General features: G+C 46.9%; 1 pseudogene. It reads left to right on the plus strand.

From position 1 onward, the window contains the following. Nucleotides 1-384 (plus strand): annotated as a pseudogene (locus AB4486_RS27890) (class I poly(R)-hydroxyalkanoic acid synthase); the annotation flags it as partial.

Raw genomic sequence — 384 nt, forward strand, 5'->3', positions numbered from 1 at the left:
GCGTGAAAGTAGGCGGTGTCTGGATTGATCTCAATAAGATAAAAATACCAAGCTACTTCATTTCAGCGAAAGAAGATCATATCGCGCTTTGGCAGGGGACTTACCGTGGTGCCTTGAATACCGGTGGCAACAAGACGTTCGTGCTTGGTGAATCTGGTCATATCGCGGGTATTGTTAACCATCCAGATAAGAAGAAGTACGGGTTCTGGCTGAATGACAACCTAGACGACTCGGCGGATGAGTGGCTAACTAATGCGACTCATAATGAGGGGTCTTGGTGGACACACTGGAATCAGTGGCTACAAGGTTTTGAAACTGACGAAAAAATCGAACCTTTCAATCAAGGCTCAGAGCTTAATCCTGTGATTGGCAAAGCGCCAGGCA

It is taken from the genome of Vibrio sp. 10N.222.55.C6 (assembly GCF_041473395.1).
Classification (GTDB): Bacteria; Pseudomonadota; Gammaproteobacteria; order Enterobacterales; family Vibrionaceae; genus Vibrio; species Vibrio crassostreae_C.